This window comes from Sphingomonas sp. Tas61C01 (assembly GCF_052567495.1).
The window spans coordinates 2,287,141-2,313,665 of the sequence record NZ_CP199583.1 but is presented as its reverse complement, the minus strand read 5'-3'; the positions used below and the strand labels follow the sequence as shown (position 1 = coordinate 2,313,665).

Here is a 26,525-nt window from a genome sequence, read left to right as displayed (position 1 = left end):
CCCTCCACCACCGGCTAACGCCGGCGGTCCCCCTCCCCCGCTGAAGCGAGGGAGGAGCTAGCGAGTCGGTCCCCCCTGCGCCGCCGCTGCGCGAGGGAGGAATAAGGCATCCACATGATCTTAACGCGTACCCGTGCATGTCCCGGCTGCTGACTGAACGGGACTCCGCCGAATGAACGATATGTCGGGCTCGCATGCCTTCGAAGACGCCACCGCGCTGCCGCTCGGCACGTCCGATTATGGCGGCAAGGGGGCGATCGGATGCGTGGTGTCGATCGCGGGATCGAGCAGCCGGGTGTTGTTCGACCGCGCCTCGCTCGCGCGGATCGCGCAGCATGCCGATCCGGTCGTCGGATCGGCGGGGCAGGTGGGTGGCCAGATCAAGATGCGGGTCGGATCGGCCTGGCTGGTCGCGAACATTCGCTCGCTCGCGCTAGAAGACATCGACGGCGACTGGGTCGCGGCCGACATCGATTTCCTCGGCGAGGGCGACGAGGAGCGGCTGACCGGCAAGCTCTATCATTTCCGCCGCGGCGTGACGCGCTACCCGATCCCTGGTTGCGAGGTCTTCCCGGTCACAACCGCCGACCTCAAGCAGATCTATTCGGCGGAGGATCGCCCGCATATCGCGGTCGGCACCGTCTACCCGACCCGCGACGTTCGCGCCGCGCTGTACGTCGATGCCATGCTCGGCAAGCATTTCGCGCTGGTCGGATCGACCGGCACCGGCAAGTCGACCAGCGCCGCGCTGATCCTCCACCGGATCTGCGATCTCGCGCCTCAGGGCCATATCGTGATGATCGACCCGCACGGCGAATATGCCGCCGCGTTCCGCGGCAACGGCGCGATCTACGACGTGTCGAACCTGCAGATGCCCTATTGGCTAATGAACTTCGAGGAACATTGCGAGGTGTTCCTGACTGCGGCGGGTGGCGATCGTCAGATCGATGCCGACATCCTCGCGAAATGCCTGCTGATGGCGCGCGGCAAGAACCGCCTCGCGCAGGACATCCCCAAGCTCACCGTCGATGCGCCGATCCCGTATCTGCTCAGCGATCTCGGCAATCTGATCCAGCTCGAAATGGGCAAGATGGACCGCGCCGGCGACACCGCGCCGTATCTGCGGCTGAAGACCAAGATCGACGAGATCAAATCCGATCCGCGCTACGGCTTCATGTTCTCCGGCATGCTTGTCGCCGACACGATGGCCGATTTCCTCGCGCGGATCTTCCGCATGCCCGGCGACGGCAAGCCGATCTCGATCGTCGACGTGTCGGGCGTGCCGTCGGACATTACCGCGGTGGTGGTGGCGGTGCTGAGCCGGATGACCTTCGACTTCGCGATCTGGTCGCGCAACGAACCGCAGCGCCCGATCCTGCTCGTTTGCGAGGAGGCGCACCGCTACATCCCGAGCAAGAACGGCGAGGCGACCTCCTCGGTCGGGCGGATCCTCGGCCGGATCGCCAAGGAGGGCCGCAAATACGGCGTCTCGCTAGGGCTGATCACGCAGCGGCCGTCGGATTTGGAAGAGGGTGTGCTGTCACAGTGCGGCACGATCATCGCGATGCGGCTCAACAACGAGCGCGATCAGGCGTTCGTGCGCGCGGCGATGCCCGAAGGCGCGCGCGGCTTCCTCGAATCGATTCCCGCGCTGCGCAACCGCGAATGCGTGATCTGCGGCGAAGGCGTTGCGGTGCCGATCCGCGTCGCATTCGACGACCTCGTCGAAAGCCGGCGCCCGGCGTCGAGCGATCCGCTGTTTTCCGACCTGTGGCGCGACAGCGGCGGCGAGGAAGGCATCATCCAGCGCACGATCATGCGCTGGCGGGCACAGGGGAAGTAGCTTCGCGTTGATCCAGCCGTGTTCCTGCGAACGCAGGAACCCAGGGTCACGATCGTCGACCCTGGTGGCCCCGGGCTCCTGCGTGCGCAGGAGCACGGGAGCTCAATGTAAGCCCGGGCGTACCGACAAGAGGTTCGCGACCCGTTCCTTGAATGCGCGCAGGTTGGCGCCCGACAGCGTCGCGATGCTGGAAAAGGAGATCGAGCGCGGATTGATCGTGGCGCCGTTCTTCCACACTTCCCAATGGAGGTGCGGGCCGGTCGAGTTGCCGGTCGACCCGACATAGCCGATCACCTCGCCCTGGCGGACGCGCTCGCCGGCATACACCGCGATCCGGCTCATATGGCCGTACCCGCTGGCGAGACCGCCGCCATGCGCCAGCTTGACGAAATTGCCGTAGCCGCCCGATCGCCCGGCGAAGGCGACGACGCCGTCGACCGCGGCATAGATCGGCGAGCCATAGGGGGCAGCGATGTCCATGCCCTTATGCATGCGCAGGAAGCCGAGCAGCGGATGCATCCGCATGCCGTAGCTCGAGCTGATCCGCCCGGCGACGGGCATGCCCATCGTGCCGCGGCGCTGGGTCTGACCATTGGCGTCGAACCAGCTGCCGCCGTCGCCCCTATCGCTATCGCGATCGCCGGCGTTCCAGCGCAGCAGCTGGACCTTCTTGGCGCCCTGGTCGATACCGGCGAAGATCAGCTTGCCGAGCCGGACCTCGCCGGTCGCGGCGCGATCCTGCTCGACGATCAGGTCGAAGCTGTCGGCGGCGGTGACGTCACGGCCGATCGAGACGCGGGTCGCGATCGCCTTGATATAGCTTTCGACGATCTTGGTCGGCGCGCCCGCCGCCCGGGCCGACCGGTAGAGGCTCGATCCGACGAGGCCCTGGATGCGGAGCGGCGTGCTGTCGATCGCGATCGGCTGGCGCGTCATCGCCAGCGCGCTGCCGGCGCGGTCGAGCGTCAGCGCGAGATCGAAGCGCGCGCGCAGGGCCAGCTTCTCGAGCGGGCGCGCGACCGACCGCGCCGGGCGGCGACCGAGCGTCAGCGAGATCCGGGTGCCAGGAACGATGGTGTCGAGCGCGACCGCCTGGGCCACCAGGCCCGCGGCGGCGGCGGCGTCGCGGCGGCCGACCCCGGCCCGCTCCAGCACCCGGTCGAAGCCGTCGCCCTGGCCGAGCGTCGCCGATAGCTCGATTTCGGGGCGCTCGGGCGCCTCGGCGAGCGGGCGGACCAGATCATTGGCGGCCATTCGGCGCCCGGTGGCGCTGCCCCAGGCAAGCGGGGCGATGCCCTGCGCACGGCGTTCGTCCCATTCGCTGCCGGACAAAGGCGCCGGCACCGCGCCGACGATCGGGCGCAGGAAGCCGGGCGAACACATGAAGGCCGCGGTGCAAAGCGCCGAGCAGGTCGCTGCACCGCGCCACCAGTCGAGGCTGCCGATCTGCGAGCCGAGATCGGGGACCCAGTCGATCCGCGCGGCATGCGCGCGCAGCTTGTCGAGCGATGAAAGGTCGCTCTGCAGGACGAGCGCACGGCCGAAGGATCGCGAGGCGGTGCCGCCTGCCAGCTCCAGTCCCTGATCGTTGCGCAAGAACAACCGACGATGCCTCTTTCAGCCCGCCGTTCCCCCCGGCGCAGGTGAGGTCGTTGTGCAGCCGACATGCTAATGTCAAATTAACCGCGCCGCGCGTGCCGGGCTGCTGCGACGAGGCGTGGCGGTGCCGAGGTCGGTAGAAGGCCGATGCGAAACCCGCAGCGAATCCAATGCGGTGGATCATTGCGCCCGACGCCGGAAGCCCCGATGTTGGTATCCATGAACCCCGCCGTCACCGCGGTCCTCGGGCCGACCAATACCGGCAAGACGCATCTCGCGGTCGAGCGGATGTGCGGCCATTCGAGCGGGATCATGGGCTTTCCGCTGCGGCTGCTGGCGCGCGAGGTCTATGACCGGGTGGTGGCGATCAAGGGTGCCGATCGCGTCGCATTGGTCACCGGCGAGGAGAAGATCGTCCCAAAGGACGCGCGCTGGTTCCTGTGCACCGCCGAATCGATGCCCGATCACGACGGCGCCTTCGTCGCGCTCGACGAAGCGCAGCTCGGCACCGATCCCGAACGCGGGCACGTCTTCACCGATCGGCTGCTGCGCCGGCGCGGGCGCGAGGAGACGATGATCCTGGGGTCCGAAGCGCTGCGGCCGATGATCCGCACGCTGATCCCCGATGCCGAGATCGTCGCCCGGCCGCGCTTCTCGACCCTCACCTATGCGGGCGCGAAGAAGATCAGCCGCCTGCCCAAGCGCTCCGCGATAGTCGCCTTCTCTGCCGAGGAGGTCTATGCGGTCGCCGAGATGCTGCGGCGGCTGCGGGGCGGCGCCGCGGTGGTAATGGGGGCGTTGAGCCCACGCACCCGCAACGCGCAGGTCGCGATGTTCCAGGCGGGCGAGGTCGATTATCTGGTCGCCACCGACGCGATCGGGATGGGCCTCAACATGGACGTCGCGCATGTCGCGTTCGCCGGGCTCAACAAGTTCGACGGACGCCGCAGCCGCCGGCTGACCGTCGCGGAGATGGCGCAGATCGCAGGACGGGCGGGGCGGCACCAGCGCGACGGCAGCTTCGGCGCCCTGGTCGAGGAAGGGCCGGGCGCGTTTCTTCCCGAGGAAGTGCTCGCGATCGAGGAGCATCGCTTCCCGCGGCTCGACCATCTGTGCTGGCGCGAGGGCGATCCCGATCTGACCAGCATCGACACGCTGGTCGCCGATCTCGAACGCCGCCCGCCGCCGGGCGTGCTGCGCGCGGCGCCGCAATCGGTCGACCTCGCGGTGCTGAAGCGGCTCGCGGAGGAACATTGGGTGCGCGACCGCGCGCGCCATCCGGCAATGGTCGCGCGGCTTTGGGCGGCGGCGGGGGTGCCCGATTTCGCCAAGCTCGGCCTCGATCCGCATGCGCGCTTCGTTTCGCGGCTGTTCGGTCATCTGAGCGAAGGCAGCGGCCATATCCCGCACCAATGGTTCGCGGACGAGATCGCGCGGCTGGATACGGTCGCGGGCGATGTCGAGACGCTGGCCGGGCGGATCGCCGCGGTGCGGACCTGGGCGTATATCGCCAACCGCCCAAATTGGCTCGCCGAGCCGGCGCATTGGGCGGATCGCACCCGCCAGATCGAGGAACGGCTGTCGGACGCGCTGCACGCCAGCCTGACCCAGCGTTTCGTCGACAAGCGCACCACCGCGCTTATCCGGCAGATCGGGGTCGATGCGTCGACGCTGCCGGTGGTGATCGGCGCGGAGGGCGAGGTGCTGGTCGAGGATCATCCGATCGGGCGCCTCGATGGGTTCCGCTTCACCGTCGCCGCCGACGCTCGCGGGGCGGAGAAGCGGATGCTGCTTGCCGCCGCGGAGAAACGGCTGGCGAGCGAGCGCACGCGACGCGTCGACGCGCTGGTCGCGGCGGAGGATGCCGGCTTCGCGGTCGCGGAGACGGCGGTGGTCTGGGGCGGGCACCCGGTGGCTAGGCTGGCGGCGGGGGTGTCGGTCGCCCGGCCGCGCATCCTGCTCGACCGCGACCTCGACTGTCTCGACAAGCGCCAGCGCGAGGCGGCGCTGGACCGCATCGCGCGGTGGGTCGCGGCGATGTCCGCGCAGGCGTCGCCCGCGCTGGTCGCGCTGGCAGGGGCGGCGCGCGATCCGCAGGCGACACCGGCGTTGCGGGTGGTCGCGGCGGCGCTGGAGGCGGGCGGCGGCATCGCCGCGCGCGCGCCGCTGCGATCGTCGCTCGACACGCTAGGGCCGGACGAGCGCAAGCGGCTGCGCACGATCGGGGTGACGATCGGTGCGATCGACCTATTCGATCCGCGGCTGTTGAAACCCCGTGCGGCGCAGTGGCGGCGGGCGCTGCTGGCGGCGGCTGGCCGGAACCTGATGCTGCCCCCGGACGGCGCGACGGTGCTGCCGCGAACCGCACCGGGCGCGACGCTCGCCGCGGGCTTTCGGCCGTTCGCTCAGCAGGCGGTGCGGATCGACCTGGTCGAGCGGCTGGCGCGCGCGACCCACGATGCGCGGCAGGGGCGGGCGCCGTTCGCGACCGACCCCGCGCTGGCGACCTCGATGGGGCTCGAGCCCGCGACGATCGAGCGGCTGATGGCGGAGCTCGGATTTCGCAGCCGCAAGTCCGACGAGGGGGATCGCTGGATTTGGCAGGGGCGCCGCGCCCCACGCACGGCCGCCGCGCCGCCGCCCGATCCCGGGAACGCCTTCGCCGCGCTCGCTGGATTAGTGCGCCATGGCTGACACGATGCGGCTCGACCGGTTCCTGTGGTTCGTGCGCCTCGCCAAGACCCGCGAGGTGGCGCGCGCGATGGCGAGCACCGGGCGGCTGCGGATCGACGGCCGCCCGATCGATCGCGCGCATGTCGCGGTGCGGATCGGCAACATCCTGACCTTCGTTCATGGCAATACGGTGCGCGTCGTCAGGGTGGAGGCGCTGCCGCTGCGGCGCGGCCCCGCCCCCGAGGCGCAGGGCTGCTATCAGGAGTTGACGGTTGCGAACGTCTCGCAGCAAGCGCCGATCGATTGACGAGCCCGGGAACGCGGCATAGCAGCACGTCGTTCTAAGACGGCAGTTGCCGCCCGAGGGGAGCCAGAATGACCTACGTCGTCACCGATGCCTGCATCCGCTGCAAGTACATGGACTGCGTCGAGGTGTGCCCCGTCGACTGTTTCTACGAGGGCGAGAACATGCTGGTGATCAATCCCAGCGAATGCATCGATTGCGGCGTCTGCGAGCCCGAATGCCCTGCCGAGGCGATCCTGCCGGATACCGAGAGTGGGCTGGAGCAGTGGCTCGAACTCAACAACACGCTGTCGGCGCAGTGGCCGAACGTCACCCGCAAGGGCGACCAGACGCCGGCGGACGCCGACGAGCACAAGGGCGAAACCGGTAAGTACGACAAGTATTTCTCGGCCGAGGCTGGCGCCGGCGACTGATTACAGTTAGTATCGCTAGCGTACATCACCCTGCGGCTCCTGCCGCGGGGCTGCCTTCGCTGCGGGCTGGTAATTTTATTACGAAGCTGTTAAAAGGGCGTGTGCCGGGTGCGATGATCATCGTGCCCGCTTCCGGAGACACTCGAACCGTCATCCCCGATCATCCTGTCCGTCGGCCAACGCCGCCAAGGACGGGATCGCGGCGGATGCGATCCAGAAAGGCCCTATATGGCTGCCAAGGCATTGTCCTTCGATGTCGGTGATTACGTCGTTTATCCAAAGCATGGCGTCGGCCGCGTAATCGAGCTGCAACGCTCGGAAATCGCGGGCATGACGCTGGAACTCTACGTCCTGCGTTTCGAAAAAGAGCGGATGACGCTTCGCGTCCCGACCAACAAGGCCGAAAGCGTCGGCATGCGCAAGCTGTCGTCCGACAAGACGATGCGCGAGGCGATGGACACGCTGAAGGGCAAGCCCAAGGTCAAGCGGACCATGTGGTCGCGCCGTGCGCAGGAATATGAGGCGAAGATCAACTCGGGCGACCTGGTGTCGATCGCCGAAGTGGTCCGCGACCTGTTCCGCGCCGACGACCAGCCCGAGCAGAGCTATTCCGAGCGCCAGATCTTCGAAGCGGCGACCAGCCGTCTCGCCCGCGAATTGGCGGCGATGGAAGAGGTAGACGAGCCCAAGGCGCAGGAGAAGATCCTCGAGATCCTTCGCGCCGCGGCGGCGATCTACAACAAGGACAAGCTGCCCGCCTGACCTAGGTCGGCGGCACGCGAGCTGAAAAGGGGGCGGTCCTGCGGGCCGCCCTTTTTTGTTGCGCCTGATCAATCCTAGTGTATTAGTATAGCAGTACACGGGAGAGAAAGAGATGCGCATGATCGCGATCGCCATGCTGGCTGGACTGTCGGCCTGTTCGTTCAACAGCGGGGACGACCGTGACGGGCCCGGCGTCGCGGGCAGCGGCAGCGGTTCCGCGCGCAGCTTCCAGGTCGCCGATTTCACCGCGATCGACCTGCGCGGGTCGGACGATGTCGACGTCCGCGTCGGCACCGGTTTCTCGGTGCGTGCCGAGGGGCCGGCGGCCGAGCTGGATCGGCTGCGCATCGCCAAGGACGGCTCGACGCTTACGGTCGGCCGGATCAACGGCAAGGGGATGAGCTGGGGCAAGCGCAACAAGGTCACGGTCTACGTCACCCTGCCGCGGCTCGCTGGCGCCGACGTCGCCGGTTCGGGCACGATGTCGGTCGACCGGGTCGAGGGCGCGCGCTTCGCCGCCAGCGTCGCGGGGTCGGGCACGCTCGCGGTCGCGACGATGACGGTCGACGCGGCGGTGTTCTCGATCGCGGGATCGGGCGACGCCAAGGTCGCGGGCACCACCAAGCAGCTGCAGGTCGACATGGCCGGATCGGGCAGCCTCGACGGCGCCGCGCTGACCGCGTCGCAGGCGTCGGTCTCGGTCGCCGGGTCCGGTAATGTCCGCGCGACCGTCAACGGCACCGCCAAGGTCAACGTGATGGGCTCCGGCGACGTCGATCTCGGCCGCAACGCCGATTGCAGCGTCACCAAGATGGGATCGGGCAGCGTCCGCTGTCGCTGACGCGCGGGACTTGCCTCGGCAGCGCATTCGGTGCGACGCTGCCGGGGATGACCTATCGCGCCCTCCTGTCGCTCGCCCTGCTCTCGTCGGTCCCTGCCTCGGCGGCGGAGCGCGTGCTCGGGGTCGGGAGCTTCACCCGGTTGCGGGTCTCGGGCAGTTACGACGTCCGGGTCGCGCCGGGATCGCCCCGGGTGCGGGTCAGCGGCGATCGTGACGCGATCGAGGCGATCGACGCGCATGTCGACGGCGACACCCTGATCCTGCGCCCGACCGGCAACGGTGAGTGGGGCGAGCGCCCTGCCGCCCGGGCGGCACCGGTGGTGGTGACGATCACGACGCCGTCGCTGGTCAATCTTTCGTTGATCGGCAGCGGCAAGGTCGCGGTGGCCCGGATGGCGGGCCCGCAGCTGGCGCTGGCGCTAACAGGCACCGGCAGCATCGCGGTCGACGGATCGCAGAGCGACCGGCTCGACGTGCGGCTGATCGGCACCGGCACGATGGCGATCGCAGGTCGCACCGCGTCTGCGCGCTTCCTGACCAACGGGCCGGGCACGATCGTCGCCGACAAGCTCGATGCGGGCGACGTCGTCGTCCGGCTCGACGGGCTCGGCTCCACCACCGCCAGCGCGCGCTACACCGCAGCGGTGACCAACACCGGGCTCGGCAGCGTCGTCATCGCCGGTAACGCCAAATGCACCGTGAAAGCCGATGCCGGCGGTCCGGTGAGCTGCGGCGGCCGCTGATCAGATCAGCGCCAGTTCGGCGAGCTTGCCGACCAGCGCACTCGGCATCTCCGCGATTCCCGTCGAATCGCCACCGAGATCGAGCGGCGCGTCGCTTCCCTCCAGATAACGCCAGCCCTGATGCGCGCGCTTGGGGCGCGCCTGGACCAGCACCAGCAGCGGATCGATGTGGATCGCGACGCGGCCGCCTTCGGCCTCGCCGAATGCCAGGATCGGCGACCTTGCGACGAGCTGGTGCTTGAGGATCCAGTAAAGCGATCCTTGACCCGTCACTTCCTCGTGGCGCTTCGGTAAATAGCGCGTCGTCAGGAACACCGCGCCCTCCTCGCTGCGGATCTGCAGCCGTTCGGCGAGGTGATCGACGCTGGCGGCGCCGAACGCGACTTTGGTCAGGTGAAGCGGCATCGGGCACCGATGTGGGCGGGCGCCCCGCTCACCGCAAGGCGATCAGCTGCCCAATCCCCATAGCGAGGCGAGGCCCAGGAACGACAGAAAGCCCATGCAATCGGTGCACGTGGTCACGAAAACCGACGACGCCACCGCGGGATCGACGTCGAACCGATCGAGCGTGATCGGCACGACCACCCCCGCCAGCCCCGCGACCAGATTGTTGATGAGCAGCGCCGACCCGAACACCATCGCCAATGCGGCATTGCCCGACCAGAGATAGCAGCCCGCACCCACGACCAGGCCGAGCGCGATGCCGTTGCTCCCCGCGATCCGCATCTCGCGCACGATCATCCGCATCGTATTGGAACTGGTCAGCTGGTTGGTCGCCAGCGCGCGCACCACGACCGCCAGTACCTGCGTCCCGGCGTTACCCCCCATGCCGCTGACGATTCCCATCAGCTGGGCGAGCACCGCGAACCGCGCGATCCGATCGTCGAACAGTCCGACGACGGTGGCTGCCAGCATCGCGGTCGGCAAGTTGATCAGCAGCCACATTAACCGGGTCCGCACGGTCAGTCGGATCGGCTCGTTGATGTCGCCTTCGCCCGCGCCCGACAGGCGCAGCACGTCCTCGCCTGCCTCCTGCTGGATGATATGGACGACGTCGTCGACCGTGATCATGCCGACCAGCCGGCCACCGTTATCGACCACCGCGGCCGAGATAAGCGCATATTTCTGAAAGCGGAGCGCGACCTCCTCCTGGTCCATGTCGACCGGGATCAGCGTCTGTTCGCGCTGCATGACGTCGGCGATCGCGATCCCGCGCGGGGTGCGCAGCATCCACGACAGTGCGCACGTACCGACCGGCTTGTGCGCGGGATCGACGACGAAGATCTCCCAAAAGTCGGTCGTCAGCTCCTCGTGTCCGCGCAGATAGTCGATCGCGTCGCCGACGCTCCAATGTTCGGGCACCGCGATCAGCTCGCGCTGCATTAGCCGGCCCGCGGATTCTTCCGGATAGGACAGCGCTTCCTCGATCGCGGCGCGATCGTCGGCGTCCATCGCCCGCAGCACCTCGCGCTGCTCGTCGGGCTCCATGTCCTCGATGATCGCGACCGCATCGTCGGTATCGAGTTCGGAGGCGAGATCCGCGACCTCGTGCGGCTCGAGCGCGTCGATCAGGTCCTCGCGGACATAATCGTTCATCTCGGCGAAGACGTCGCCGTCGAGCAAGTCGGTGACCGCATGCGCCAGCGCGGCGCGGTCCTCGTGCGGGGTCAGCTCGAACAGGTCGGCGATGTCGGCGGGGTGGAGCGGCTCGACCAGCGCCCGGGCGCCCTCCGCATCGCCCGCATCGACCGCATCGAGCACCGCGCGGACGAACTCCGGCCGCAGGCGATCGTCGCGATCGAGCCGGCTGTCGCCCTCCGCCTCGATGTCCACCTCGGGAAGCTCGGTTTCGATCATCGCGCTACCCCTCGTCGATGCGTCGGCGTGCCCTACCGCGGCGCCGCGCGATTTGCCAGCGGGCCCCGCCATCCCTATCTGCGCCGCCGACAACAAGAAGGACGCTTCCGCATGGCCGATACTTTCGAAACGCTGACGATGACGCTCGACGACGGCGACGTCACGATCAAGCTGCGCCCCGATCTCGCCCCCGATCACGTCGCGCGGATCGCCGAGCTCGCCAATGACGGCTTCTACGACGGTGTCGTGTTCCATCGCGTGATCCCGGGTTTCATGGCGCAGGGCGGCGATCCCACCGGCACCGGCACCTCGGGGTCGGACAAGCCGAACCTGAAGCAGGAATTCTCGAAGGAGCCGCACGTCCGCGGCGTGTGCTCGATGGCGCGCACCAACGATCCGAACTCGGCGAACAGCCAGTTCTTCATCGTGTTCGACGACGCCAAGTTTCTCGACGGCCAGTACACCGTCTGGGGCCAGGTGACCGACGGCATGGAGCTGATCGACGCCCTGCCGAAGGGCGAGCCGCCCCGCGCGCCGGGCAAGATCGTGTCGATGCGCGCGAGCTGAGGTGAGGGGGGCGGAGCCAGATAAAGTAGGCGCCTCGCCTCCCATCTTCAATCGTCATCCCGGACTTGATCCGGGATCCCGCTAGTCCGCACGAGCAGAAGCTACTGCTTTGGCGGCACAGCGGGACCCCGGATCAAGTCCGGGGTGACGGAGAATGTGAGGTGACGGGTCGCCAACGTGCGGCCCTGCTACCCTACCGATCCTCCCCCAGCGTTGCGATCAGCCAGTCGTGGAACAGCTTCACCGGCTTCTGCTGGAGCGCGCGGGGGCGGCAGACGAACCAATAACTGTACGGGCTCTCCACCGGGATATCGAACAGCCGCACCAGCCGCGGGTCGTTCGCGTCCTCGAAATGGCTGGCGTGCATGAACGCGATGCCGAGCCCCTGCGCCGCCGCTTCGAGCATCAGCGGCCCCGAATCAAAGTGATCGACCGCCAGCGGCTCGAGCGCGGTCAGCCCCGCCGATTGCCGCCACGCGGTGAAGGTATCGGGCATGTCGCGGTGGACCAGCGCGGTCAGCTCCGAGAGTTGTTCGGGCCGGGTCACCGCATTCGGCCCCTCGAGCAGCGACTTGGCGCCGATCACATAGACCGAATTGCGGTCGAGCCGCTTGGCGTAGAGAGTCGGATCGATGTCGCGGGCGAGCGCGATCACCGCGTCGAGCCCGTCGCCGAGCCGCGCGACGCCGTGGCCCGCGGTATCGATGTCGAGATGCAGCTCCGGATGCGTCGCGCGCAACTCGCCCAGCCGGGGGAACAGCCGCTGCGAGGCGAACAGCGGCAGGATGCCGAGTCGCAGCCTCAGCACCTCGGTGCCGCTGGTCATCGCCTCGACCGCGTCGGACAGCGCATCGAGCACCGGCGCGATCTGCGCAAGCAGGCGCTCACCGTCGCCGTTCAGCACCATCGCTTGGTGCCGACGGGCGAACAGCGGCTTGTCGATGAACCGTTCCAGCGCCTGCACCCGGCGGCTCAGCGCGGGGGCGGAGAGCGCGAGTTCGTCCGCGGCAGCCTTAACCGATCCAAGTCGCGCGACTTGGACGAATGCCTCGATCGCTCCCAGCGGCGGCAGTCTGCGCATCGCATTCTCCCGGGTGACACGCACTGCTTTGACGATGATGGCGATTGCACCCGACGCAATCGTAGCAAATCATTTCGCACTTGCAACATAGGATCCGGCGACGCAAAAAGACGGTGCCTTTCAGGCATCCTCTCCTAAAACTTTCACGGGCTGGCCCTCACGGGTCGGCCCTTTTTTCTTGTCGTCCGTCGGTGGCATGCTCGTATCGCAGGAACCGCGTTCCTATCTGGCGCGCTTCGAGGGGCGACGAGGAAGAGCGACATGGCCGATAGCGACGTACCGACACGCAAGATCCAGGTGGCGAACAGCCGCCCCGAGGACAGCGGTCGCGGCCTGGCGCATCTGCCGCGCGCGCTGATGGCGGCGCTCGGCGTCGGCGAGGGCGACGTGATCGAGATCCTCGGCAAGCAATCCACCCCTGCGCGCGTGGTCGGTCCCTATCCCGAGGACGAGGGACTGGATGTGCTCCGCATCGACGGGCTCCAGCGCGCCAATGCCGGGGTCGGCTCGGGCGATTTCGTCGAGGTCCGCAAGGCCGAGTCGAAGCCCGCCGCGCGCGTGGTGTTCGCGCCGGCCCAGCAGAACCTGCGGCTCCAGGGCTCGGCCAATGCCTTGAAGCGCACCTTCCTCGGCCGTCCGTTCTGCCAGGGCGACATCGTCGCGACCGCGGGCCACCAACGGGTGGGAAACATGCCGCCGGGGGTGCAGCAGTTCATGAACGCGCCCGCCTATGCGCTGCAGGAGATCCGCCTCGCGGTGATCGCCGCCAGCCCCAAGGGCATCGTCCATATCGACGAGAATACCGAGATCGAGCTGCGCCCCGAATATGAGGAGCCCGCCGCCGCGCGCCGCGCCGACGTCACCTATGACGATATCGGCGGAATGGCCGCGACGATCGACCAGCTGCGCGAGATGGTCGAGCTGCCCTTGCGCTATCCCGAGCTGTTCCAGCGGCTTGGCGTCGATCCGCCCAAGGGCGTCCTGCTCCACGGCCCGCCCGGCACCGGCAAGACCCGGCTGGCGCGCGCGGTCGCCAACGAATCCGACGCGCAGTTCTTCCTGATCAACGGGCCAGAGATCATGGGCTCTGCCTATGGCGAGTCCGAAGGCCGGCTGCGCGAGGTGTTCGAGGAAGCCGCCAAGGCAGCGCCCTCGATCGTCTTCATCGACGAGATCGATTCGATCGCGCCGAAGCGCGGGCAGGTGCAGGGCGAGGCGGAAAAGCGCCTGGTCGCGCAGTTGCTGACGCTGATGGACGGGCTGGAGGCGCGCGCCAATCTGGTGGTGATCGCGGCGACCAACCGGCCCGAGGCGATCGACGAGGCGCTGCGTCGGCCCGGCCGGTTCGACCGCGAGATCGTCGTCGGCGTTCCCGACGAGCGCGGGCGCCGCGAGATCCTCGGCATCCACACCCGTGGAATGCCGCTCGGCGACCGGGTCGATCTGGAAGAGCTGGCGCGGACCACCTATGGCTTCGTCGGTGCCGATCTCGCCGCGCTGACCCGCGAGGCCGCGATCGAATCGGTCCGCCGCAACATGCCCAAGCTCAACCTGGAGGAGCGGACGATCCCCGCGGAGGTGCTCGACCAGCTCTCGGTCACCCGCGAGGACTTCGTCGAGGCGCTGAAGCGCGTCCAGCCGTCGGCGATGCGCGAGGTGATGGTTCAGGCGCCGAGCGTGCGCTGGGACGATGTCGGCGGTCTCGACGATGCGCAGAGGCGCTTGAAGGAGGGCGTCGAGCTGCCGTTGAAGGATCCCGACGCGTTCCGCCGTCTCGGCATCCGCCCGGCCAAGGGCTTCCTCCTCTACGGCCCGCCCGGCACCGGCAAGACGCTGCTGGCGAAGGCGGTGGCGCGCGAGGCGGAGGCGAACTTCATCGCCACCAAATCGTCCGACCTGCTGAGCAAATGGTATGGCGAGAGCGAGCAGCAGATCGCCAAGCTGTTCGCCCGCGCCCGGCAGGTGGCGCCGTGCGTGATCTTCATCGACGAGCTCGATTCGCTGGTGCCCGCGCGCGGCAGCGGCGGTGGCGAGCCGCAGGTGACCGAACGCGTCGTCAACACGATACTCGCTGAGATGGACGGGCTCGAGGAGCTGCAATCGGTGGTGGTGATCGGCGCCACAAACCGGCCCAACCTGGTAGACCCCGCGCTGCTACGCCCCGGCCGGTTCGACGAATTGATCTATGTCGGTGTGCCGAGCGCGGCAGGGCGGCGGCGAATCCTGACGATCCAGACGCAGAAGATGCCGCTCGCCGACGATGTCGATCTCGACCGCGTCGCCGATCGCACCGATCGCTTCACCGGCGCCGACCTGGAGGACGTGGTCCGCCGCGCCGGCCTGGTCGCACTGCGCCGGTCGCTGCAGTCGACCCATGTCGCGATGGCCGATTTCGAGGAGGCGCTGACCGAATCACGCGCCAGCGTCACCGCGGAGATGGAACGCGACTATGAACAGATCGCGGCGAAGCTGAAGCAGAACGCGGCGGCGATCCAGCCGATCGGCTTCATCTCGCCCGGCCAGCTCCAGCCCCGCGGGCCGAAGGGGACGGATTAGAAACCACACCCTCCCCTGAAAGGGGGGGCTGAGAGTATCGAGCCGGTCTACCGCACTACCCGCGTCACATGCCCCATCTTGCGCCCGGCCCGTGCCGCACCCTTGCCGTAGAGGTGCAGGTGCGCGCCCGGTTCGCCCAGCGCCGGTTGCCAGGCGTCCTCGCCGATCAGGTTTTCCATCGTCACCCGGCTGCCGGTCAGCGCGGTGCTGCCGAGCGGCAGGCCGCAGATCGCGCGGATGTGGTTCTCGAACTGCGAGGTCTCGGCACCCTCGATCGTCCAATGCCCGGAATTATGCACCCGCGGCGCCATCTCGTTGAACACCGGGCCGTCCGCACCGACGAAGAACTCGCACGCCAGCACCCCGACATAATCGAGCCGCTCGGCGATGCGCAGCGCCAGCGCGGTCGCCTCCTCCGCCTGCGCGATCACCGCCGCCGGCGCAGGCAGCGTCGAGGTGCGCAGGATCGCCTCCTTATGGACGTTGTGCGGCGGATCGTAGCGCACGCACGCCCCGTCCGCCCCGCGCGCGATCAGGATCGAGAATTCATGATCGAACGGCACGAACGCCTCGAGGATCGCGGGGCCGCCGATCGTCGCCCAGGCGTCGTCGGCGTCCGCGGCGGAGGCGAGCTTGACCTGCCCCTTGCCGTCATAACCGAACCGCGCGGTCTTCAGCACCGCCGGCGTGCCGACCGCGTCGATCGCGGCGGCGAGCGTCTCGCGACTGTCGACCGCCGCCCAGCGCGCCGGATGCCCGCCGACCGATTCTACGAAGCGCTTCTCGGCGATGCGTTCCTGCGCCAGCGCACGCGGGTGCGGGTGGACCGGCACGCGCTGGGCGAGCCATTCGACCGGCGCCAGCGCGATGTTCTCGAATTCATAGGTGACGACGTCGCACGACGCCGCGAAATCGGCGAGGACGATGCGGTCGTGGTAATCCGCGCGGGTCAGGCTCGACGCGGTCTGCGCGGCGACGCTTTCGCGGTCGGGCGCCAGCACATGGGTGCGGTAGCCGAGTTGCGCGGCGGCGACCCCGAGCATCCGGCCAAGCTGGCCTCCCCCCAGGATGCCGATCGTCGCGCCGGGCGGGATCATGCCGGCTCGGTCGCCACGGCCTCGGTCTGCGCGGTGCGCCACGCCACCAGCCGCTGCGCCAGCGCATCGTCGGCGGTGGCGAGGATGGCGGCGGCGAGCAGCCCCGCATTGGTCGCGCCCGCCTTGCCGATCGCGAGCGTGCCGACCGGGATGCCCGCGGGCATCTGCACGATCGACAACAGGCTGTCGCGGCCCTTCAGCGCCTTGGATTCCACCGGCACGCCGAGCACCGGCAGGTGCGTCAGCGCCGCGACCATGCCCGGCAGGTGCGCCGCGCCGCCCGCGCCCGCGATGATCACCTTCAGCCCGCGATCCGCGGCGGTCTTGGCATAATCGTAGAGCCGGTCGGGGGTGCGGTGCGCCGACACCACCCGCGTCTCGTGTGCGATGCCGAGTTCGGAGAGGATGTCCGCGGCGCGCGTCATCGTCTCCCAGTCGGAGGTCGAGCCCATGATGATGCCGACGATCGGGTGCGCCATCGGCCGCGGTTAGCGGGCAGGCCGGGTGGCGGCAAGCCCTGCCGGCGACCTTCTCACACGATCTCGAACAGCCCCGCCGCGCCCATCCCGCCCGCGGTGCACATCGTCACCACGACGTAGCGGACCCCGCGCTTGCGTCCTTCGATCAGCGCGTGGCCGACCAGCCGGCTGCCGGTCATCCCGAACGGGTGGCCGACCGCGATCGCGCCGCCGTTGACGTTGTACTTGTCGGGATCGATGCCGAGGAAGTCGCGGCAGTACAGGCATTGCGACGCGAACGCCTCGTTCAGCTCCCATAGCCCGATGTCCGCGACCGACAGCCCGGCGCGCTCGAGCAGCTTGGGGACCGCGAAGATCGGCCCGATACCCATCTCGTCGGGGCCGCAGCCCGCCGCCTGGAAGCCGCGATAGAGGCCCAGGATCTCCTTGCCCTCCGCCACCGCGGTGTCGCGGTCCATCAGGATCTGCGCCGATGCGCCGTCGGACAATTGACTGGCGTTGCCCGCGGTAACGTTGGCGCCCGGCCCCGAGAACGCGCCACCCGGCCATACCGTCTTGAGCCCCGCGAGCCCCTCGGCGGTGGTGCCGGCGCGGATGCCCTCGTCCTGCGTCACCGTCACCGTCTCGGTGCCGGTGCGATTGCCCTCCTTGTCGAACAGCGCCTTTTCGACCGTGATCGGCGCGATCTCCTCGGCGAAGGCGCCCGTCGCGATCCCCTCGGCGGCGCGCTGCTGGCTCATCGCCGCATAGGCGTCCTGCGCTGCGCGGGTGATGCCGTAGCGCTCGGCGACGATCTCCGCGGTCTCGATCATCGGGATATAGGCGGCGGGTTCCTTGTCGACGACGCTCTGGTTGACGAAGCGCGGCGCGTCCTTGTTGACGGTGTAGCTGATCGATTCCATCCCGCCGGCCAGCGCAACCTCGGCTTCGCCGCAGATGATCGTCCGCGCCGCCATCGCCACCGCGGTCAGCCCCGATCCGCACTTCCGGTCGAGCGTGAACGCCGGCACGCTCTGCGGCAGGCCGCCGGCGAACACCGCCATCCGCCCGGCATTGCCGCCCTGCGTGCCCCATTGATTGCCGACCCCCCAGAAGATCTCGTCGATCCGCGCGGGATCGACCCCGGCTCGCTCGACCGCGGCGGTCATGACGTGCCCGGCAAGCGTCGGCGCCTCGGTGGCGTTAAAATAGCCGCGATAGGCTTTGCCGATACCGGTACGGGCGGTGGAGACGATCGCTGCTTCGCGCATGACAAACCTTTCGAAGATCGGGTGTGGTCGATTAGCCGATCCCGGACGGCTTCGCTACGGCGATCCTTGGCAAGCTGCACGATCCGCGGCAAAGCGCCGCCGGACGAGGGAGAGACGGGCGATGAGCGACGACAATGGCGTGACGGTCGGCCGGGACGGGCATGTCGCGATCGTCACCTTCGCGCGCCCGCCGCATAATTTCGCCGATCTCGCGCTGATCCAGGCGATCGGCACCGCCTTCGATGCCAGCGACGCGGACCGCGAGGTGCGGGCAATCCTGCTCCGGTCCGACGGCCGGATCTTCTGCGCCGGCGCCGATCTCGCCAACGCCAATCCGGTCGCGGAGGATCGGCCCGCAGGCGAGCGCAATCCCTTCTACGTCGCCGCCGCGAAGCTGTTCGCGGTGCGTAAGCCGGTGGTCGCCACGATCCAGGGCGCCGCGGTCGGCGCCGGGCTGGGGCTCGCGCTGGTCGCCGACTTCCGGGTGGCGGCGCCCGAGGCGCGGTTCGTGGCGAACTTCGTGCAGCTCGGCTTCCACCCGGGCTTCGGCATCTCCGCGGTGCTCGACCGCGTGGTCGGGCGCCAGCGCGCGCTGCTGATGGCGCTGACCGGGCGGCGGGTGCGCGCGGAGCAGGCGGCCGAGTGGGGCCTGGCGGACCTGGTGGTGCCCGCCGACCGGCTCCGCGCCGAGGCGCTGGCGCTGGCGCAGGAGATCGCCGCGGGCGCGCCGCTCGCGGTGCAATCGACCCGCGCGACGATGCGCGGCGATCTGGCGGCGCTGGTGGCGGCACAAACCGACCACGAGCTGGCAGAACAGGCGTGGCTGCAGAAGACCGCCGACTTCGCGGAAGGCGTCCGCGCGGTCAACGAGCGCCGGCCGGGGGTGTTCAGGGGGGAGTAGGGTTACCAGCGGTACGGCAGGCCCCCAGCACCTCTCTTACCACCCCGACCTCCGCCGGGATGGTGGAAGCGGTGGGGGCAGAACCTCCCCCCCAGCTTGTGTCCCCGCGAAGGCGGGGACCCAGTACTGGGCTCCCGCCTTCGCGGGAGCACGATGTTGCAGGGCGTCATTCGACCTCCGACACCCTCACCGCATCAACACCAGTTCCTCCGCCATCGTCGGATGCAGCGCGACGGTCTCGTCGAACTGGTCCTTGGTCAGCCCCGCCTTCACCGCGATCGCGGCGGCCTGGAGGATTTCCGGCACATCGGGTCCGATCATGTGCAGCCCGACGATCCTGCCGGTCTCGCCGTCGCAGATCATCTTGTAGAGCGCGCGTTCGTTGCGGTTGGCGAGGACGTTCTTCATCGGCCGGAAATCGGACGAATAGACCCGGATCGATCCCAGCGTCTGCTTGGCCTCGCTCTCGGTCAGCCCGACCCCGGCGAGCGGCGGGTGGCTGAACACCGCGCTCGGGATGTTGGTGTAGTCGACCCTGGTCGGCTTGTTGCCATAGATCGTGTCGGCGAACGCCTGCCCCTCGCGGATCGCAATCGGGGTCAGCTGGACGCGATTGGTGACATCGCCGATCGCGTAGATGCTCGGGCAGGTCGAGCGATTGTCCTCGTCGACCACCACCGCCCCCTTGGCGTCGAGCTCGACACCCGCCGCGTCGAGCCCCAGCGACCCGGTATTGGGCACGCGCCCGGTCGCGAATATCACCATGTCGACCGTCACCGGCTCGTGGTTCGCCATGCTCACCGTCAGGCAGCCGTCGTTATTCTTCTCGATCCCCTGGAACGCGGCATCGAAGCGGAATTCCAGCCCCTTCATCAGCGAAATCTGCAGCAGCCGATCGCGGATCGACAGGTCGTAACCGCGCAGGATGTCCTGCGTGCGGTTCATGATGATGACGTGCGCGCCGAGCTGGTGGAAGATGCCCGCGAATTCATTGGCAATGTATCCCGCCCCCGCGATCAGCACGCGCTTCGGGATCGCTTCGAGGTGGAACGCCTCGTTCGAGGTGATGCCGTGTTCGGCGCCTGGGCAGTCAGGCACCGCGGGGTGTGCGCCGACCGCGATCAGGATGCGTTCGGCGGTCTTGACGGTGCCATCGGCCAGCGTGACCTGGTTGGGGCCGGTAATGGTGACGCGACTGTGGATGATCTCGACGCCGTGGCTTTCCAGCGTCGTGGTGTAGGCCGCGTTGATCCGATCGACCTCCTCCATGACGTTGTCACGCAGTGTCGGCCAGCTGAACTCGCATTGATCGGGCACCTGCCAGCCGAAGCGTTTTGCGTCGGCGAGGTCCTCCGCGAAGTGCGCGCCGTAGACGAGCAGCTTCTTGGGAACGCAGCCGCGGATCACGCAGGTGCCGCCGACACGGTACTCCTCCGCCACCGCCACGCGCGCGCCGTGCGCCGCCGCCACCCGCGACGCCCGCGTCCCGCCCGATCCCGCGCCGATGACGAAGAGGTCGTAGTCGTAATCGGCCATCAATTCACTCCAATGGGGGTAGCCATCGCCGACCGCAGGCCGAGATGCTCGACGAAGGGATCGAAATCGCGGTCCCGGTACAACAAGGGCAGTCCATCGAGGATGCACCGCGTAGCGATCAGCGTGTCGATCGTCTTTCGGATAGTGATCCCGATGCCGCGCAAACGGCGATAGTTGCGCGCGGCCTGAACGGCCACCTGCTGGTCGCAGACGGTCAAAGGATAGGCCAACGCAAGCCGGGCCTCCGCCAGTTCGAAGCTGCGTGCGTCATGAAAGCCCTGCAGAACCTCGGCCACGACCAGATCCGCAGCGATCACCGGGTCTCGACCGAAGCTGTAGTCGAGGAACTCGGTCTGGACGGTGGTTGTGCCTCGGAAATAGTCGATCCAAACGCTGGAATCGACGACGATCATTCAGCGGGAATGTATTTGCTGGTCCGCATGTCGTCGAGGTCGCCGTCCCAGCCGATGCCGCGCAGATCACGCAACGCCTCCTGCTGGCGCAGCCGCAGCGTCGTCCGCAGTGCCTGGTCGATCGCCTCGCTCTTGGTCTTGGCGTTCAGTGCGCGCATAACCGTTGCCATCAGCGTCTCGTCGATCTGGATACTGGTCCGCATGGGCATGGCTCCGTGGAGCCGTGCCTATAGCAGTCCCGCCGGCCTCAATCCAGTCCGGCGCGGCGGATCAGGTCGGTAGTCGAGGGATCGAAGTCGCCGCCGCCCTTGGCGGCTTCCTTGGCCATTTCCTTGCCGAGCTCGACCCCGAACTGGTCGAACGAGTTGATCCCGAGCAGCACGCCGTTCACGAACACGCGGTGTTCGTAGAAGGCGATCAGTGCGCCGAGCGTGCGGGGGTCGAGCTGGTCGAGCAGCAGCGTCGACGACGGCCGGTCGCCCGAATAGCTGCGCGCGGGATCGTCGACCGATTTGCCCTTCATCAGCGCTGCGCCCTGCGCGAAGGCGTTGAGCAGCAGCTGGCGGTGATGATCCTCGTTCAGCGTGTCATATTGTTCGATCACCGCGATGAATTCGACCGGCACCAGGTGCGTGCCCTGATGGAGCAGCTGGAACACCGCATGCTGCGCGTCGGTGCCGACCCCGCCCCACGTGATCGCCGCGGTCGGGCGCCCCACCGGCTGGCCGTCGACCCGCACGCTCTTGCCGTTCGATTCCATCTCCAGCTGCTGGAGATAGCTCGGTAGCAGCCGCAGCCGCTCGTCATAGGCGAACGGCGCCCGAGTCTCGGCATGGCGGACCTGGGTGTAATAGAGATCCGCAAACGCTGCGATTGCGGGCGCGTTCTGGTGCAGCGGCGAGAGGCGGAAATGCCGGTCCATCTCGGCGGCGCCTTCCAGCAGCTCCTCGAACGCACCCCAGCCGAGCCCGATCGCGGCGGGAAAGCCGATCGACGACCAGAGCGAATAGCGCCCTCCGACGCCTTCGGAGAAGGGCAGCACGCGGGTCTCGTCGACGCCCCATTCGACCGCCTTGTCGGGCGACGCGGTCAGCGCGATGACGCGGCCATAGGGATCCTCGACGCCGTGTTCGGTCATCCAGCCGAGCACCGACTCGGCATTCAGCATCGTCTCGGTGGTGGTGAAGGTCTTGGAGGCGATCACCAGCAGCGTCGCGGCGGGATCGAATCGGTCGAACACGTCCTCCAGCGCGGTGCCGTCGACGTTGGAGACGATCGCGACGTCGTAGCGTTTGTCCTCGCGCCCGAGCGCGTCGATCAGCAGATGCGGCCCGAGCGCCGAACCGCCGATGCCGACATGCAGCACGTGCCGCACCTCGCCGAGCGCACCGCCCTCGATCGCATCGATCAGCGTGCGCATCCGGGCGTGGAACTGGCGCGCGATCGCGACGCTCTCCGCCTTGCCCTCGCCGCGCTCCGCGGTGTGTTCGACCGGGCGGTTCTCGGTGACGTTGACGACCGCGCCACCGAACATCGCATCGCGCTTGCCGGTCAGGTCCTGCGCCGCAGCCAGCGCCGCGAACGCGGCCATAGCGTCGGCGGTCAGGTGGGTTTTCGACCAGTCGAAATGGATCCCCGCGACGTCGAGGCTGAAGGTCGCGAGCCGATCGGGGTCGGCGGCGAACAGGTCGACCAGCTTGGGGGAGGGGAGGGCTTCGATCGTCGACCAGTCGCTCATCGTCGCGTCATCCTAAGGCTGAGTTGGGGAGGTCACAGGGCAATGTCGTTCTGCAAGCGTCGCCCGTATCGCATGGGCCGGCCGCGGCAAGCCCGTTCGTCGCGTGCCGGTGCGGGCGAGGCGACTACTCAGGACGAACGGAGACGGTTATGGGTCCATCATGGCCAAGACAAAGTCCGCCCGCTCGGAAACCAGCGAGACCTTCCGCTTCCTGCTGAAGCTCGCGCTGTTCGTGTTCGTCCTGCGCAGCTTCGTGTTCGCGCCGTTCTCGATTCCCTCCGAATCGATGCTGCCGCGGCTGCTGATCGGCGATTACCTGTTCGTGTCGAAGTGGAATTACGGCTATTCGCGCTGGTCGCTGCCCTGGGGCCTGCCGCTGATCCCCGGGCGGGTGCTGCCGCATGATCCGGTGCGCGGCGACATCGTCGTGTTCCGGTCGATGGGCCCCGACGACCACGACGTCATCAAGCGCGTCATCGGCCTGCCCGGCGATACCGTGCAGGTCACCCACGGGCAGGTGATCCTCAACGGCAAGCCGATCTCCAAGCAACGGGTCGCCGATTTCACGCTTCCGCTCACCCCCAATTTCGACGCCGAGAAATGCGGTGCGGCGTTCCAGGACGTCGACACCGGCGGCAAGCCGATCTGCCGCTATCCGCGCTTTCGCGAGACGCTGCCGAACGGGCGCAGCTATATGGTGCTCGACCAGCGCGAGATCCCGGAAGCGGACGAGACCGGGCAGTACACCGTTCCCGCCGGCGACGTGTTCCTGATGGGCGACAATCGCGACGACAGCGCCGACAGCCGCTTCGCGCCGCCGATGGGGATGGGCTACATCCCGATGGAGCGGATCGAGGGCAAGGCGGTGGTCGGCTTCTTCTCTACCGACGGATCGGCATCGTGGCTGCTGCCTTGGACCTGGTTCAGCGCGGCGCGGTGGGAGCGGATCGGAGCAGGGTTCTGACCGCCGAACTGGCGACCTGGCTCGCTGCGACCTTCGGCCGCGCGCCCGGCGATCCGGCCCCGTTCGAACGCGCGCTGACGCATGGCAGCCAGGCCGCGGCGAATTACGAACGGCTCGAATTCCTCGGCGATCGCGTGCTCGGGCTGATTATGGCGGAATGGCTGTGGCAGCTGTTTCCCGACGAACCCGAAGGGCAGCTGTCGAAACGCTTCAACGCGCTCGTCACCGGCCCGGTCTGCGCCGGCATCGCCCGCGAACTCGGCGTCCGTCCGCATCTGCGGCTCGGCAAGCAGGCGCGCGACGACGGCGCGTCGGAAAGCGACAATGTCCTCGGGGACGTCATGGAGGCGCTGATCGGCGCCTGGTATCTGGAAGCCGGGCTTGACGCCGCACGCGGCTTCGTCCGCGCCGCCTGGGGCGACCGGGTCGCCGCGGGGGCGAAGGCGCCACAGCATCCCAAGTCGCAGCTTCAGGAATGGGCGGCCGCGCACAACCGCCGCCCGCCCGACTATGTGGTCAGCGACCGGTCGGGCCCGCACCATGCGCCGCGCTTCACGGTAACGGTGACGATCGGCAAGCTCGCGACCGCCAGCGCGACTGGCGCCAACAAACAGGAAGCGGAGACCGCCGCGGCGAAAGCGTTGCTGGAGCAGCTCGGGGGATAGGAGAGATACGCCTTTCACTCCCTTCGTCCCCCGCATGCGCGAGGATGACGAAGAAGGTAGGGGACGCGCCGCCCTCAGCCTCAGGTGATCATCCGCATCAACGTCTCGATCCGATCCGCCTCCGCCGCCGGCTTGTCGGTCCGGATCCGCGCGATCCGCGGGAAGCGCATCGCCACCCCCGACTTGTGCCGCTTCGACGCGTGCAGCGAATCGAACGCGATTTCCAGTACCAGCGTCTTCTCGACCTCGCGCACCGGCCCGAACCGGCTGAGCGTATGCCCGCGCACGAACTTGTCGAGCATCCGCAGCTCGTCGTCGGTGATCCCCGAATAAGCCTTGCCGACCGGCAGCAGCTCGCCCGTCTCGGTCCAGCAGCCGAAGGTATAGTCGCTGTAATAGCTCGATCGCCGCCCCGATCCGCGTTGCGCGTACATCATCACGCAGTCGGCGGTCAGCGGATCGCGCTTCCATTTGTACCACAGCCCGACGCGGCGCCCGGTCACATAGGCCGAATCGCGGCGTTTCAGCATCACGCCCTCGATCGCGGCATCGCGCGCACCGCCGCGGATCGCCTCCAGCGCGGTGAAATCAGGTGCGTCGATCACTTGGCTGAGGTCGAATCGCTCGGGGTCGAGCCGCGGCACGAAAGCCTCCAACCGCGCGCGCCGCTCGGTCCAGCTGAGCGCGCGCAGATCCTCCGCCCCGTCGAACAGGATGTCGTAGAGCCGGACGAAGGCGGGGTAATCGGCCTGCATCTTCGCCGACACGGTCTTGCGGCCGAGCCGCTGCTGGAGCGCGTTGAAGCTCGCCGCGCCGCCATCGGCGCGATCCGCGTCGAGGGTATGACCCTGCGCCTCGCCCTTCACCAGCAGCTCGCCGTCGACCACGCCGGGGGTGGAGAAGGCGGCGGCCACCTCCGGAAAGCTACCGGTCACGTCGTCGCCGGTCCGGCTGTAGAGCTTGGTGACGCCCGCGACATGGACGATTTGGACGCGGATGCCGTCCCATTTCCACTCCGCGGCGTAATCGGCGAGATCGACGCGCAAATCCTCCAGCGGGTGCGCGAGCATGAACGGGCGGAACACCGGCACGTCGACGGGGGTCGGCTGCTCGCCCTTGCCCTCGGCCCAGGCGAACAGCGTCGGATAGGGAGGGGCGAGCCCGTGCCACACCTCCTCGACCGCCTCGACATCGATCCCGAACGCCTGCGCCAGCGCGGTCTTGGCCAGCCGCGCCGACACCCCTATCCGCAGCGCGCCGGTCGCCATCTTGAGCAGCGCGAACCGCTCCTCCGCGTCCGACCGGTCGAGCATCTCCGCAAGCGCGGCGGGCGCGTCGGAGCGCGACAGCGACAACAGCCGGTCGACCACCGCGCCGATCGACAGCGGCGCCGGGTCGACCGGCAGCGCCGGCGCGGGCCACAGCAGCGCCACCGTCTCCGCGGTATCGCCGACATAATCGCGGCTCATCCGAAACAGCACCGGATCGACCCGCGCCTCGATCAGCGCCCGGATTACCGCGGATTTGACCCCCGGCAGATCGAGATCGCCGGTCAGGGCCGCCATCGCCCACCCGCGATCGGGATCGGGCGCCGCCTGCAGGTAATCGCCGATGAGCTTCAGCTTCGCATTTCGCGAGCGGGTGTAGATCAGCGAGTCGAGAAGCGCGGCGAAGGCGTGCATCGGGGGCTAACGCGCAGGGAACGCGAAGCGGTCCCGACCCGGTGCTACGTCAGGCCTTGCGGCTCGCCTCGAACAGGAACCAGGCACGTTCCTCTGCCTCGTCGGTCCAGTCGTCCACGATGCCGCTGGTGGCGTTGTCCTTCGCCTCCTCGGCGGCGTCCTTCACGACGCGGAACGCCTCGACCAGCTTCAGATTGTCCTCGCGCAGTTCGGCGAGCATCGCGTGCGGATCGACGAAGTCGGCGTCGTTGTCCGCGATCGTCTGGCGGCGCGAGATGTCGCCGATCGACCGCAGCGTGACGTTGCCGGTCTTGCGGACGCGCTCGGCGATGGCGTCGGTCACGCCGAGGATCTGGGTCGCCTGGTCGTCGAGCATCAGGTGATAGTCGCGAAAATGCGGTCCCGACACGTGCCAGTGGAAATTCTTGGTCTTGAGGTACAGCGCATAGCAGTCGGCAAGCGAGGCGTTGAGCGCATCCGCGACCGAACGGGTGTTGCTGAGCCCGGTCGGGGTATCGAGCGCGGGATTGACGGTGGCCATGGGGAACTCCGGATGATGTC

General features: G+C 68.3%; 25 protein-coding genes. 12 read left to right on the top strand and 13 right to left on the bottom strand.

All coding sequences use genetic code 11. The features are described 5' to 3' along the window. The first annotated feature begins 172 nt into the window (after nt 1–172). On the top strand, nt 173–1,843 hold the full coding sequence (locus tag ACT009_RS10770; protein ID WP_445191088.1) for an ATP-binding protein: 1,671 nt from the start codon (nt 173–175) through the stop codon (nt 1,841–1,843). A gap of 102 nt (nt 1,844–1,945) precedes the next feature. Here ACT009_RS10770 and ACT009_RS10765 read toward each other — a convergent pair whose 3' ends face one another. After that, nucleotides 1,946–3,439 (bottom strand): peptidoglycan DD-metalloendopeptidase family protein, encoded by a 1,494-nt coding sequence (locus ACT009_RS10765; protein WP_445191087.1) that lies wholly within the window; start codon nt 3,437–3,439, stop codon nt 1,946–1,948. A 222-nt stretch (nt 3,440–3,661) separates the two neighbouring features. On the opposite strand from ACT009_RS10765, the gene ACT009_RS10760 reads away from it, so the two are divergent. The 6 genes from ACT009_RS10760 to ACT009_RS10735 all read left to right on the top strand — a co-directional run bounded on the left by ACT009_RS10760 (nt 3,662) and on the right by ACT009_RS10735 (nt 9,178). After that, entirely contained in the window at nt 3,662–6,136 is a 2,475-nt protein-coding gene (locus ACT009_RS10760; RefSeq protein ID WP_445191086.1) for a helicase-related protein, read from the top strand. Beyond that, nucleotides 6,129–6,422, top strand: a complete 294-nt coding sequence (locus ACT009_RS10755) for an RNA-binding S4 domain-containing protein (RefSeq protein WP_445191085.1) — start codon at nt 6,129–6,131, stop codon at nt 6,420–6,422. The genes ACT009_RS10760 and ACT009_RS10755 overlap by 8 nt, the downstream gene beginning before the upstream one ends. Nucleotides 6,423–6,490: 68 nt before the next feature. Beyond that, a complete protein-coding gene (fdxA, locus tag ACT009_RS10750; RefSeq protein ID WP_445191084.1) occupies nt 6,491–6,832 on the top strand; it encodes a ferredoxin FdxA in 342 nt (113 codons plus the stop codon). Between the two features lie 228 nt (nt 6,833–7,060). Further along, nucleotides 7,061–7,594: a CarD family transcriptional regulator gene (locus tag ACT009_RS10745; RefSeq protein ID WP_375421648.1), complete on the top strand. Its 534-nt coding sequence runs from the start codon at nt 7,061–7,063 to the stop codon at nt 7,592–7,594. 118 nt (nt 7,595–7,712) lie between these two features. Continuing rightward, nucleotides 7,713–8,435, top strand: coding sequence for a head GIN domain-containing protein (locus tag ACT009_RS10740; RefSeq protein WP_445191083.1), 723 nt, complete (start codon nt 7,713–7,715; stop codon nt 8,433–8,435). Nucleotides 8,436–8,482: 47 nt separating this feature from the next. Continuing rightward, nucleotides 8,483–9,178: a GIN domain-containing protein gene (locus ACT009_RS10735; protein WP_445191082.1), complete on the top strand. Its 696-nt coding sequence runs from the start codon at nt 8,483–8,485 to the stop codon at nt 9,176–9,178. Here the strand turns inward: ACT009_RS10735 and ACT009_RS10730 are convergent, their stop codons facing one another. Both ACT009_RS10730 and mgtE read right to left on the bottom strand, forming a co-directional pair. After that, nucleotides 9,179–9,583 carry a DUF1489 family protein gene (locus ACT009_RS10730; protein WP_445191081.1) on the bottom strand — a complete coding sequence of 135 codons (405 nt, stop codon included), beginning with the start codon at nt 9,581–9,583 and terminating at the stop codon, nt 9,179–9,181. It abuts the gene before it with no gap. Between the two features lie 42 nt (nt 9,584–9,625). Next, nucleotides 9,626–11,035 carry a magnesium transporter gene (gene mgtE / locus ACT009_RS10725; RefSeq protein ID WP_445191080.1) on the bottom strand — a complete coding sequence of 470 codons (1,410 nt, stop codon included), beginning with the start codon at nt 11,033–11,035 and terminating at the stop codon, nt 9,626–9,628. Nucleotides 11,036–11,146: 111 nt separating this feature from the next. Between mgtE and ACT009_RS10720 the strand changes: the two genes are divergently transcribed. Beyond that, nucleotides 11,147–11,602 carry a peptidylprolyl isomerase gene (locus ACT009_RS10720; protein WP_445191079.1) on the top strand — a complete coding sequence of 152 codons (456 nt, stop codon included), beginning with the start codon at nt 11,147–11,149 and terminating at the stop codon, nt 11,600–11,602. A 193-nt stretch (nt 11,603–11,795) separates the two neighbouring features. Here ACT009_RS10720 and ACT009_RS10715 read toward each other — a convergent pair whose 3' ends face one another. Continuing rightward, nucleotides 11,796–12,683, bottom strand: a complete 888-nt coding sequence (locus ACT009_RS10715) for a LysR substrate-binding domain-containing protein (protein ID WP_445191078.1) — start codon at nt 12,681–12,683, stop codon at nt 11,796–11,798. Nucleotides 12,684–12,944: 261 nt separating this feature from the next. Here ACT009_RS10715 and ACT009_RS10710 point away from each other — a divergent pair, with 261 nt between their 5' ends. Then, the gene (locus tag ACT009_RS10710; protein WP_445191077.1) at nt 12,945–15,239 is read left to right on the top strand and encodes a CDC48 family AAA ATPase; all 2,295 of its coding nucleotides are present in this window, start codon (nt 12,945–12,947) and stop codon (nt 15,237–15,239) included. A gap of 47 nt (nt 15,240–15,286) precedes the next feature. Here the strand turns inward: ACT009_RS10710 and ACT009_RS10705 are convergent, their stop codons facing one another. The 3 genes from ACT009_RS10705 to ACT009_RS10695 are packed head-to-tail and all read right to left on the bottom strand — an operon-like array spanning nt 15,287 to nt 18,065. Continuing rightward, on the bottom strand, nt 15,287–16,336 hold the full coding sequence (locus ACT009_RS10705) for a 5-(carboxyamino)imidazole ribonucleotide synthase (protein WP_445191076.1): 1,050 nt from the start codon (nt 16,334–16,336) through the stop codon (nt 15,287–15,289). Then, nucleotides 16,333–16,815: a 5-(carboxyamino)imidazole ribonucleotide mutase gene (gene purE, locus ACT009_RS10700; protein ID WP_445191075.1), complete on the bottom strand. Its 483-nt coding sequence runs from the start codon at nt 16,813–16,815 to the stop codon at nt 16,333–16,335. The genes ACT009_RS10705 and purE overlap by 4 nt, the downstream gene beginning before the upstream one ends. Nucleotides 16,816–16,868: 53 nt before the next feature. Then, nucleotides 16,869–18,065, bottom strand: coding sequence for an acetyl-CoA C-acyltransferase (locus tag ACT009_RS10695; RefSeq protein WP_445191074.1), 1,197 nt, complete (start codon nt 18,063–18,065; stop codon nt 16,869–16,871). 121 nt (nt 18,066–18,186) lie between these two features. Here ACT009_RS10695 and ACT009_RS10690 point away from each other — a divergent pair, with 121 nt between their 5' ends. After that, a complete protein-coding gene (locus ACT009_RS10690; protein WP_445191073.1) occupies nt 18,187–18,966 on the top strand; it encodes an enoyl-CoA hydratase/isomerase family protein in 780 nt (259 codons plus the stop codon). 186 nt (nt 18,967–19,152) lie between these two features. On the opposite strand, the gene gorA is transcribed toward ACT009_RS10690, so the two are convergent. Genes gorA through pgi form a run of 4 tightly spaced genes read right to left on the bottom strand, consistent with a single transcriptional unit; the run spans nt 19,153 to nt 22,653 of the window. Further along, complete coding sequence (gene gorA, locus ACT009_RS10685; protein WP_445191072.1) at nt 19,153–20,502, bottom strand: glutathione-disulfide reductase; 1,350 nt, start codon at nt 20,500–20,502, stop codon at nt 19,153–19,155. After that, entirely contained in the window at nt 20,502–20,915 is a 414-nt protein-coding gene (vapC, locus tag ACT009_RS10680; RefSeq protein WP_445191071.1) for a type II toxin-antitoxin system VapC family toxin, read from the bottom strand. Before vapC ends, gorA begins: the two co-directional genes overlap by 1 nt. Next, complete coding sequence (locus tag ACT009_RS10675) at nt 20,912–21,118, bottom strand: type II toxin-antitoxin system VapB family antitoxin (RefSeq protein WP_445191070.1); 207 nt, start codon at nt 21,116–21,118, stop codon at nt 20,912–20,914. Before ACT009_RS10675 ends, vapC begins: the two co-directional genes overlap by 4 nt. Before the next feature lie 44 nt (nt 21,119–21,162). After that, entirely contained in the window at nt 21,163–22,653 is a 1,491-nt protein-coding gene (gene pgi / locus ACT009_RS10670; protein ID WP_445191069.1) for a glucose-6-phosphate isomerase, read from the bottom strand. Between the two features lie 160 nt (nt 22,654–22,813). Between pgi and lepB the strand changes: the two genes are divergently transcribed. Beyond that, nucleotides 22,814–23,617: a signal peptidase I gene (gene lepB, locus ACT009_RS10665; protein ID WP_445191068.1), complete on the top strand. Its 804-nt coding sequence runs from the start codon at nt 22,814–22,816 to the stop codon at nt 23,615–23,617. Then, nucleotides 23,614–24,282, top strand: coding sequence for a ribonuclease III (gene rnc, locus ACT009_RS10660; protein ID WP_445194062.1), 669 nt, complete (start codon nt 23,614–23,616; stop codon nt 24,280–24,282). Before lepB ends, rnc begins: the two co-directional genes overlap by 4 nt. 80 nt (nt 24,283–24,362) lie before the next feature. Here the strand turns inward: rnc and ACT009_RS10655 are convergent, their stop codons facing one another. Then, nucleotides 24,363–25,964 carry a cisplatin damage response ATP-dependent DNA ligase gene (locus ACT009_RS10655; RefSeq protein WP_445191067.1) on the bottom strand — a complete coding sequence of 534 codons (1,602 nt, stop codon included), beginning with the start codon at nt 25,962–25,964 and terminating at the stop codon, nt 24,363–24,365. A 49-nt stretch (nt 25,965–26,013) separates the two neighbouring features. Further along, entirely contained in the window at nt 26,014–26,505 is a 492-nt protein-coding gene (locus ACT009_RS10650; protein WP_445191066.1) for a Dps family protein, read from the bottom strand. Between the last annotated feature and the right edge of the window lie 20 nt (nt 26,506–26,525).

Excerpts from the sequence above, each read along its gene's own strand:
- mgtE (WP_445191080.1), bottom strand. The coding sequence starts at position 11,035 with ATGATCGAAACCGAGCTTCCCGAGGTGGACATCGAGGCGGAGGGCGAC.
- pgi (WP_445191069.1), bottom strand. The coding sequence starts at position 22,653 with ATGAGCGACTGGTCGACGATCGAAGCCCTCCCCTCCCCCAAGCTGGTC.
- ACT009_RS10735 (WP_445191082.1), top strand. The coding sequence starts at position 8,483 with ATGACCTATCGCGCCCTCCTGTCGCTCGCCCTGCTCTCGTCGGTCCCT.
- ACT009_RS10650 (WP_445191066.1), bottom strand. The coding sequence starts at position 26,505 with ATGGCCACCGTCAATCCCGCGCTCGATACCCCGACCGGGCTCAGCAAC.
- ACT009_RS10675 (WP_445191070.1), bottom strand. The coding sequence starts at position 21,118 with ATGCGGACCAGTATCCAGATCGACGAGACGCTGATGGCAACGGTTATG.
- ACT009_RS10760 (WP_445191086.1), top strand. The coding sequence starts at position 3,662 with ATGAACCCCGCCGTCACCGCGGTCCTCGGGCCGACCAATACCGGCAAG.
- ACT009_RS10710 (WP_445191077.1), top strand. The coding sequence starts at position 12,945 with ATGGCCGATAGCGACGTACCGACACGCAAGATCCAGGTGGCGAACAGC.
- ACT009_RS10655 (WP_445191067.1), bottom strand. The coding sequence starts at position 25,964 with ATGCACGCCTTCGCCGCGCTTCTCGACTCGCTGATCTACACCCGCTCG.
- gorA (WP_445191072.1), bottom strand. The coding sequence starts at position 20,502 with ATGGCCGATTACGACTACGACCTCTTCGTCATCGGCGCGGGATCGGGC.
- ACT009_RS10770 (WP_445191088.1), top strand. The coding sequence starts at position 173 with ATGAACGATATGTCGGGCTCGCATGCCTTCGAAGACGCCACCGCGCTG.
- ACT009_RS10695 (WP_445191074.1), bottom strand. The coding sequence starts at position 18,065 with ATGCGCGAAGCAGCGATCGTCTCCACCGCCCGTACCGGTATCGGCAAA.
- purE (WP_445191075.1), bottom strand. The coding sequence starts at position 16,815 with ATGGCGCACCCGATCGTCGGCATCATCATGGGCTCGACCTCCGACTGG.
- ACT009_RS10740 (WP_445191083.1), top strand. The coding sequence starts at position 7,713 with ATGATCGCGATCGCCATGCTGGCTGGACTGTCGGCCTGTTCGTTCAAC.
- ACT009_RS10745 (WP_375421648.1), top strand. The coding sequence starts at position 7,061 with ATGGCTGCCAAGGCATTGTCCTTCGATGTCGGTGATTACGTCGTTTAT.
- ACT009_RS10720 (WP_445191079.1), top strand. The coding sequence starts at position 11,147 with ATGGCCGATACTTTCGAAACGCTGACGATGACGCTCGACGACGGCGAC.
- ACT009_RS10705 (WP_445191076.1), bottom strand. The coding sequence starts at position 16,336 with ATGATCCCGCCCGGCGCGACGATCGGCATCCTGGGGGGAGGCCAGCTT.
- vapC (WP_445191071.1), bottom strand. The coding sequence starts at position 20,915 with ATGATCGTCGTCGATTCCAGCGTTTGGATCGACTATTTCCGAGGCACA.
- ACT009_RS10715 (WP_445191078.1), bottom strand. The coding sequence starts at position 12,683 with ATGCGCAGACTGCCGCCGCTGGGAGCGATCGAGGCATTCGTCCAAGTC.
- ACT009_RS10755 (WP_445191085.1), top strand. The coding sequence starts at position 6,129 with ATGGCTGACACGATGCGGCTCGACCGGTTCCTGTGGTTCGTGCGCCTC.
- lepB (WP_445191068.1), top strand. The coding sequence starts at position 22,814 with ATGGCCAAGACAAAGTCCGCCCGCTCGGAAACCAGCGAGACCTTCCGC.
- ACT009_RS10690 (WP_445191073.1), top strand. The coding sequence starts at position 18,187 with ATGAGCGACGACAATGGCGTGACGGTCGGCCGGGACGGGCATGTCGCG.
- fdxA (WP_445191084.1), top strand. The coding sequence starts at position 6,491 with ATGACCTACGTCGTCACCGATGCCTGCATCCGCTGCAAGTACATGGAC.
- ACT009_RS10730 (WP_445191081.1), bottom strand. The coding sequence starts at position 9,583 with ATGCCGCTTCACCTGACCAAAGTCGCGTTCGGCGCCGCCAGCGTCGAT.